Raw genomic sequence first — 6,845 nt, 5'->3', positions numbered from 1 at the left:
CAATTTTCAAAAAATCAATTTTCAGTGAATTTATAAATTTTTAAATTTTCAACTGAAAATTGGAAATTGTAAATTGGAAAATTTTTTAAGAGATGGTTCCTCAAAAAGTTTTTTTTACTAAAGGCGTGGGCAGGCACAAAGACTATCTTCAGTCCTTTGAGTTGGCTCTGCGCGACGCGGGCATAGAGACCCAAAACTTGGTCACCGTGTCCAGTATTTTTCCTCCCGGGTGCAAACGCATATCCAAGGAAGAGGGGGTTAAGTATATGAAGGCCGGTTCAATCCGGTTTTGCGTTATGAGCCGCAACGCCACCAACGAGCCCAATCGGCTCATCGCCGCTTCCGTCGGCTTGGCGATACCTAAAGACAGCAATCAATACGGCTATCTTAGCGAGCACCATTCTTTCGGCGACACGGAAGAAAGGGCGGGCGATTACGCCGAAGATTTGGCGGCCACGATGCTGGCCACTACTTTGGGCATAGAGTTTGATTCGAGCAAAGATTGGGACGAGAGGGAGAAGCAATACAAAGCCAGCGGTAAATTCATCACCACCTCCAACATCACTCAGACGGCCCAGGGGCACAAAGACGGTTTGTGGACGACAGTGCTCGCTTCCGCCGTGTTTGTTTTGGAAGGAGAACAGCCGATAGGGCACTAGGCAATAAGGTAATTGAAACAAATGACTTTTCTAATAATCTTAATTGTATTCCTGTTTATTTTGGTTTTTGTTTTATACATTAAAACCAAAGAACTCTCAAAAGAATTAAGTGTTTTAACGAGGCAGTCTGCTTATCTTGAAACAACCATAAAAGATGTTGGTATTATTTTATTTAACAAAGATAAAGGTAAATACGGGGAGTTTGAAATTAACAAAAAACTAAAAGATTTTCTAGAATAATGTTTGTCTGCTTAATTTAAGACCGTTTCGTTCCGAACAAAACGGAGGGAGTGGGACTCGAACCCACAAGCCCCGTGAGGGGCTCCAGTTTTCAAGACTGGTGGAATAACCAATTATCCGATCCCTCCAAATTTGATAAATCTGTCCAGGTGCTTTTTGTTGCTCGTCCCGACCGTGCTGAAATATTTTTCAATATCTTCGCGTTTTTCCAGGTTTACACTACGATTATTGCGTATTTTTGGGGAAAAGCCAAGCTCTTTTGTTGTTTCCATGGCAAACAAAAGCAAGGGCTTTGAATGGTTTACAAACGATAATCTTGGATAGCAATATGTTTTTTTGTTTATGCGGTGGCACTCGTTGAATATACAGCCGTCGGTGTCCATCAGACCTCTCAAACAACATTTTTTAAAACCGGTATCCTTCTTTATCCATAAAGGAACATCGACTTGATTTTTAACCTTGTTGCCGGTTTTGATTCCCATTGAAATTAAAAAATCAACCAAATTCGTGCTTGATACGACAATATTTATCACGAATGCGTCTTTTCTTTCATAAACACTCGGTTTTATTTTTAAAACTTTTTCTATTAAATTAGCCACAAAACGAGAATAATCTTTATCATCTTCTTTGTTTAGCGTGATTGTCACTTGTCTTTTGTTTATTCCACCGTCGCCTAAGATAATTCCGATAAGCTCTGACAGTGATTCATTTTTATTCGGGGTATTAAAAATTTTTCTGTGAAAATTTTTCGGCAGACTCTCTTTCCCTGTTTTTTCATACCACTCTCTCCACTTTGCTTTCCTGTTTTCGAGGTTTCCGCCCACAATGCCGTATTTTTTATATACTTTTCTGCCTGCTATTTTCCCCGCTTTAACAGTCCACCAAAAAGGTTCTTTTGTTTTTATATTTTCGGGAATTTTAATTTTTGCCAGACCGCACATTTTTTCTAAAACCAACAATGATATTGGACGCTTTTCATTTTTCCAGTCTGTTAATGTTCTTTGGCTTATTTTGATAATGGAGGAAAAGTCGCTCCAAGAAACTTTTAAGGCAGTCTTGATTTCCAATAAAAATTCTTTTTGCTTTCCCTCGGGGAATATAACCCTTTTGCTGGCCACTGAATTTAACGATTCGGACATACTTCCATTATAACAAATATCGCAAAAGCAAGGAAGCAGGTACAAAAAAGCCACCCTTTCCAGGTGGCTTTTAAAAAAACAACAAACTTTTGTTTATTTCAAATGTTTTCCTTTCTTGATGCACTTGGCGCAGATTTTTTGCCTGTTGCCGTCGGGAAAAGTCGCCCATTGGAGATTGGGGTAGCGCCTGGTTTTGCCTGTCGGATTGTATTTGCCTCGCAAAAGGTTTCTCTTGTCGGCCATTATCGTTCCTTTGCCGCAGGTTGGACACTGTTTCATAAAAATATGTTTTAATATATAATAAACAGTTGAAACTTTCAAGTCATTATGCCCGGCAGGACAAATTCGAATATGTTCTTCTATGTGTACGCTTTGAGAAGTTTAAGGGATGGGAAGATGTATATTGGTTATACAAACAACCTAAGAAGAAGGTTGGAAGAACATAATTCGGGTGAAAATATTTCTACAAAACCAAGAAGGCCGCTGAAACTTATTTACTATGAAGCGTGCGTTTGTGAAAGCGATGCCAGAAGGAGAGAGAAATATTTTAAAGTTACCGGGGGTCGTAGATTTTTAGCAAAGAGATTAAAAGATTATCTTCGAATTAATTCGAATTTGTACTAACCGGGATGCAAGGGGTAAATTTTATATTCAGCATCGCTATTCTCATACTTTCCGTGGTCGTGCACGAAGTTTCGCACGGCTTTGCCGCCTACGCCATGGGCGACTCCACCGCCAAAAGGGCGGGGAGACTTTCCATGAATCCGCTCAAACACCTTGATTTAATGGGGTCGTTTGTGATTCCCTTAATGTTGATTATCGCGCGTTCCCCGTTGCTGTTCGGCTGGGCCAAGCCGGTGCCTTACAATCCTTACAATCTCAAAAACCCAAAATGGGGTCCGGCCATCGTGGCCGCCTCCGGGCCGGCTTCAAACTTTCTGGTGGCGGCGATTTTCGCTTTGGTGGCGTATTTTTTGCCGATAGACTCCGCCGCGAAAGCGGAAACGGCCTTAGGCGCGGTTTCCAATATCGCCGTGGGCGGGCAGGGTTATCTTATTTCGCTGTATTATTTCTCCGCCGTGGTCGTCTGGATAAATGTTTTTCTTGGAATCTTCAACCTTATTCCCATTCCGCCGCTGGACGGCTCCAAGGTCTTGTTTACCTTTCTTCCTTACAGGCTGAACAATATTCAGGAATTCATGGAGAAGTACGGCTTCTTCATCCTTTTGTTCTTTTTGCTCTTTCTCTCCGATCTTTTGCTGCCGGTCGTGTTCTTTATTTACAGAATCTTGCTGGGGTAAAACCCAATAAGGACTTGCGGAAAAATTTTTTTCTGCTAATCTACCTTTCGTGGCAACGATAAATCAACTAATCAAGAAAGGCCGCAAGAAGATAAAAGCCAAGAGCCGCTCGGTGGCTCTTGCTCACGGTTTTAATTCTTTAAGGAACCGGCCTGTTCCGTTCGCTTCGCCGTTTAAGAGAGGAATCTGCCTGAAGGTGACGACCACCACTCCCAAGAAACCAAACTCGGCTTTGCGAAAAGTGGCCAGGGTGAGATTGACCAACGGCATGGAAGTGACGGCCTATATCCCCGGCGAAGGGCATAATTTGCAGGAGCACTCCGTGGTGGTTATCAGAGGCGGCAGGGTTAAAGACTTGCCCGGTGTCAGATATCATATAGTGAGAGGCATGCTGGACACCGCCGGCGTGGAAAACAGGAAACAACAGAGAAGCAAATACGGAGCTAAAAGACCGAAATAAGAAATAAGCACGAAATCCGAAACACGAAGCACGAAGCACGAAACAATATCTAAATTCTAAATAATAAAATTAAAAACAGTTTAGAATTTGGAATTTAAAAAATTAAAATTTGTTTCGAGTTTCGATATTCGGATTTCGAATTTCATTTAATATATGCGAAGAAAAGTTTCAACAAAAAGAAAAATAAACCCGGATGTCGCGTACAACTCCATAAAAGTGGAGAAGTTTATCAACTATATTATGAAGGAGGGGAAGAAGTCCGTGGCCAGAAAGGTGATGTACGACACGATGGAGGAAATCAAGAAGAAAACCAAGACGGAAAATCCTTTGGTTGTTTTTGACGCGGCTATCAAAAATTCTTCTCCCGATTTGGAAGTCCGATCAAGAAGAATCGGCGGCGCCAACTACCAGGTGCCCCGCGAGGTGCGGCCGGAAAGGAAACTGGCTTTGTCCATGAGGTGGATTTTGGACGGCGCAAGGAGCAAAAAAGGTCAAAATATGGCGGTCAGGCTGGCCGACGAGCTCATCGCCGCTTCCAAAAACGAAGGATACGCCGCCAAAAAGAAAGAAAACACCCATAAGATGGCCGAAGCCAACAAAGCATTCGCTCACTTTGCATGGTAATGGCTTGGCCCATATTTGACGAGTCCCGCTAGTTCGGGACGAAGTAAAATATGGCTGCCAAACATTACCCGCCTAAGTTTTTAGGCGGATTGACAAAAAAAGGTTTACAAGCGTTAAAAAGTCAGTAGTATATTAGAATTATATTTAAATAAAAACTTGGGCGGGTGCGCAATTTTACAGTTGCTCGCTTCGCTCGCAAGTAAAATTGGCATGCGTGATTATCCTATAGAAAAAACAAGAGACATCGGCATTATCGCCCACATAGACGCGGGCAAGACAACTTTCTCGGAAAGGGTGCTTTTTTACACCGGCGTTTCCCATAAAATCGGCGAAGTGCACGAAGGCGAGGCCGTCATGGACTGGATGGAGCAGGAAAGGGAAAGAGGCATTACCATCACCGCCGCCGCCACGACCTGTTTCTGGACGCCCACTTACCAAAAAGGCGACAAAAGCGCCGAGCACAGGATAAACCTCATAGACACTCCGGGACACGTTGACTTCACCGTGGAGGTGGAGAGGTCTTTGCGCGTGCTGGATGGCGCGGTTGTCGTGTTTGACGGAGTCAACGGCGTGGAGCCGCAGTCGGAAACAGTCTGGAGGCAGGCCGACAAGTACAAGGTGCCAAGACTTTGCTTCGTCAACAAACTGGACCGGACCGGCGCCAGTTTTGAATACAGCTTCAAAACAATATTGGAAAGGCTTACTCCCAACGCCGTCAGAATGCAGCTTCCCGTCGGTTTGGAAGACGAGTTTAGAGGACTAATAAACCTTTTAGACAGAAAGGCCTATAAATTTGAAGGCGAGCACGGCGAACAAATAATAGAAATTGAAATTCCGGAGGATATGAAAGCGGACGTGGAGAAATACCGCGCCGAACTGGTGGAAAAAATAGTGGAAGGCGAAGACGCGTTGATGGAGAAATATCTGGCCGGGGAGGAAATAGCGGCGGACGACCTGAAAAAGGCTTTGAGAAGGGCAGTCATTTCTTACAGAATAATCCCTGTTTTTTGCGGTTCCGCCTTAAAAAACAAAGGCGTCCAGTTCGTGCTTAACGCCGTGACGGAATATTTGCCGTCGCCTGCCGATTTGCCGCCGGTAAAAGCTATTGACGCCAAAACCAACGGCGAAATTATAGTTCATGCCAAAGATGAAGAACCTCTGGTGGCGCTGGCCTTCAAGCTGCAAAACGACCCGTTCGTCGGCCAGCTTGTTTACTTCCGCGTTTATTCCGGAGTTTTGCAGGCCGGCTCATATATCTTTAACTCCACCACCGGCAATAAAGAAAGAGTGGGACGTATTTTGAGAATGCACGCCAACTCAAGGGAAGAAATAAAAGAAGTGCACGCCGGAGAAATCGCCGCTTTGGTCGGGTTGAAGGGGACGAAAACCGGCAACACGCTTTGCGACCCGGACAGGCCGGTCATCTTGGAAAGCATAAAATTCCCCGAACCGGTCATCTCTTTGCGCGTTGAGCCGAAAACCAAACAGGACCAGGAGAGAATGGGCATCGCCTTGCGCGCGCTTTCCGACGAAGACCCGACGTTTCGGATAAAATCAGACCAGGAAACGATGGAAACCATTATCTCCGGAATGGGCGAATTGCACCTGGACATCCTTGTGGACAGAATGAGAAGGGAATTCAAAGTGGAGGTCAACACCGGCCGGCCGCAGGTGGCTTACAAGGAAACCATAGCGGGAGAATCGGAGGCGGAAGGCAAATACATCAGGCAATCCGGCGGACGCGGCCAATACGGCCACGCCAAAATCAGGGTTGCCCCGCTGGAAAGGGGCAAGGGTTTTGAATTCATCAACTCCATCAAAGGCGGCGCCGTACCCCAGGAATTTATTACTCCGATTGAGAAAGGCATCAAAGAGGCGATGGAGAAAGGAGTGGTGGCCGGTTTCCCGCTGGTGGATATGTCGGTGGAGCTTTACGACGGCTCGTATCATGAGGTGGACTCTTCGGAAGCGGCCTTCAAAATCGCCGGCTCGATGGCCTTGCAGGACGCGGTCAAGCGCGCCCGGCCGGTTATTCTTGAACCGGTAATGAAGGTGGAAGTCATGGTGCCGGAGAAATTTTTAGGCGACGTGACAGGCAATCTCAATTCTAAGAGAGGTCAGATAGAAAATATGGGCGAGCGGGGCGGTTTGCGGGTTATAAACGCCAAAGTTCCGCTTTCGGAAATGTTCGGCTATGTGACGACCCTGCGCTCTATGACGGAAGGCCGGGGCAATTCCACCATGGAATTTGACCACTACGCCGTCGCGCCCAAAAACGTAGAACAGCTTATAATAGAAGGAAAAAAATAGACATGGAAAGAGAAACTCCTAAAACTGAAACTCAAGAAGAAATTGAGAGCGACGAACTTTTGTCCGAAAAGGCTCTTGAAGACGACTTGGAACTGGACGAAGAAGTGGAAAA

Annotated in this window: 9 protein-coding genes and 1 tRNA gene; 7 read left to right on the top strand and 3 right to left on the bottom strand. The window is 45.2% G+C overall.

Features of this window, described 5'->3' with window-relative positions; all coding sequences use genetic code 11:
* Positions 1-92: 92 nt before the first annotated feature.
* Positions 93-659, top strand: coding sequence for an arginine decarboxylase, pyruvoyl-dependent (locus tag HUT38_04285; GenBank protein ID NUQ57670.1), 567 nt, complete (start codon positions 93-95; stop codon positions 657-659).
* A gap of 21 nt (positions 660-680) precedes the next feature.
* Positions 681-899, top strand: coding sequence for a hypothetical protein (locus HUT38_04280; GenBank protein ID NUQ57669.1), 219 nt, complete (start codon positions 681-683; stop codon positions 897-899).
* 42 nt (positions 900-941) lie between these two features.
* Here HUT38_04280 and HUT38_04275 read toward each other — a convergent pair.
* From HUT38_04275 to HUT38_04265, 3 genes are all read right to left on the bottom strand, one after another.
* Positions 942-1,027 (bottom strand) — tRNA-Ser (locus HUT38_04275).
* On the bottom strand, positions 1,013-2,038 hold the full coding sequence (locus tag HUT38_04270; GenBank protein ID NUQ57668.1) for a hypothetical protein: 1,026 nt from the start codon (positions 2,036-2,038) through the stop codon (positions 1,013-1,015). The genes HUT38_04275 and HUT38_04270 overlap by 15 nt, the downstream gene beginning before the upstream one ends.
* 93 nt (positions 2,039-2,131) lie before the next feature.
* Entirely contained in the window at positions 2,132-2,317 is a 186-nt protein-coding gene (locus HUT38_04265) for a hypothetical protein (protein ID NUQ57667.1), read from the bottom strand.
* Positions 2,318-2,389: 72 nt separating this feature from the next.
* Between HUT38_04265 and HUT38_04260 the strand changes: the two genes are divergently transcribed.
* The 5 genes from HUT38_04260 (at position 2,390) to fusA (ending at position 6,733) form a co-directional block, all read left to right on the top strand.
* Positions 2,390-2,662 (top strand): GIY-YIG nuclease family protein, encoded by a 273-nt coding sequence (locus HUT38_04260; protein ID NUQ57666.1) that lies wholly within the window; start codon positions 2,390-2,392, stop codon positions 2,660-2,662.
* 134 nt (positions 2,663-2,796) lie between these two features.
* The gene (locus HUT38_04255) at positions 2,797-3,339 is read left to right on the top strand and encodes a site-2 protease family protein (protein NUQ57665.1); all 543 of its coding nucleotides are present in this window, start codon (positions 2,797-2,799) and stop codon (positions 3,337-3,339) included.
* Between the two features lie 49 nt (positions 3,340-3,388).
* The gene (rpsL, locus tag HUT38_04250) at positions 3,389-3,799 is read left to right on the top strand and encodes a 30S ribosomal protein S12 (protein ID NUQ57664.1); all 411 of its coding nucleotides are present in this window, start codon (positions 3,389-3,391) and stop codon (positions 3,797-3,799) included.
* A gap of 153 nt (positions 3,800-3,952) precedes the next feature.
* On the top strand, positions 3,953-4,423 hold the full coding sequence (gene rpsG / locus HUT38_04245) for a 30S ribosomal protein S7 (protein ID NUQ57663.1): 471 nt from the start codon (positions 3,953-3,955) through the stop codon (positions 4,421-4,423).
* Between the two features lie 210 nt (positions 4,424-4,633).
* Positions 4,634-6,733, top strand: a complete 2,100-nt coding sequence (gene fusA, locus HUT38_04240) for an elongation factor G (GenBank protein NUQ57662.1) — start codon at positions 4,634-4,636, stop codon at positions 6,731-6,733.
* The last annotated feature ends 112 nt before the right edge of the window (positions 6,734-6,845 follow it).

The organism is Candidatus Paceibacter sp., assembly GCA_013360865.1.
Classification (GTDB): domain Bacteria; phylum Patescibacteriota; class Minisyncoccia; order UBA9983; family UBA9983; genus SURF-57.
This window is presented reverse-complemented; position numbering and strand designations above follow the sequence as displayed.

What these genes read in the sequence shown, in the direction of transcription:
- HUT38_04285 (NUQ57670.1), top strand. Translation starts at nt 93, where the DNA reads ATGGTTCCTCAAAAAGTTTTTTTTACTAAAGGCGTGGGCAGGCACAAA.
- HUT38_04280 (NUQ57669.1), top strand. Translation starts at nt 681, where the DNA reads ATGACTTTTCTAATAATCTTAATTGTATTCCTGTTTATTTTGGTTTTT.
- HUT38_04270 (NUQ57668.1), bottom strand. Translation starts at nt 2,038, where the DNA reads ATGTCCGAATCGTTAAATTCAGTGGCCAGCAAAAGGGTTATATTCCCC.
- HUT38_04265 (NUQ57667.1), bottom strand. Translation starts at nt 2,317, where the DNA reads ATGAAACAGTGTCCAACCTGCGGCAAAGGAACGATAATGGCCGACAAG.
- HUT38_04260 (NUQ57666.1), top strand. Translation starts at nt 2,390, where the DNA reads ATGTTCTTCTATGTGTACGCTTTGAGAAGTTTAAGGGATGGGAAGATG.
- HUT38_04255 (NUQ57665.1), top strand. Translation starts at nt 2,797, where the DNA reads ATGAATCCGCTCAAACACCTTGATTTAATGGGGTCGTTTGTGATTCCC.
- rpsG (NUQ57663.1), top strand. Translation starts at nt 3,953, where the DNA reads ATGCGAAGAAAAGTTTCAACAAAAAGAAAAATAAACCCGGATGTCGCG.
- fusA (NUQ57662.1), top strand. Translation starts at nt 4,634, where the DNA reads ATGCGTGATTATCCTATAGAAAAAACAAGAGACATCGGCATTATCGCC.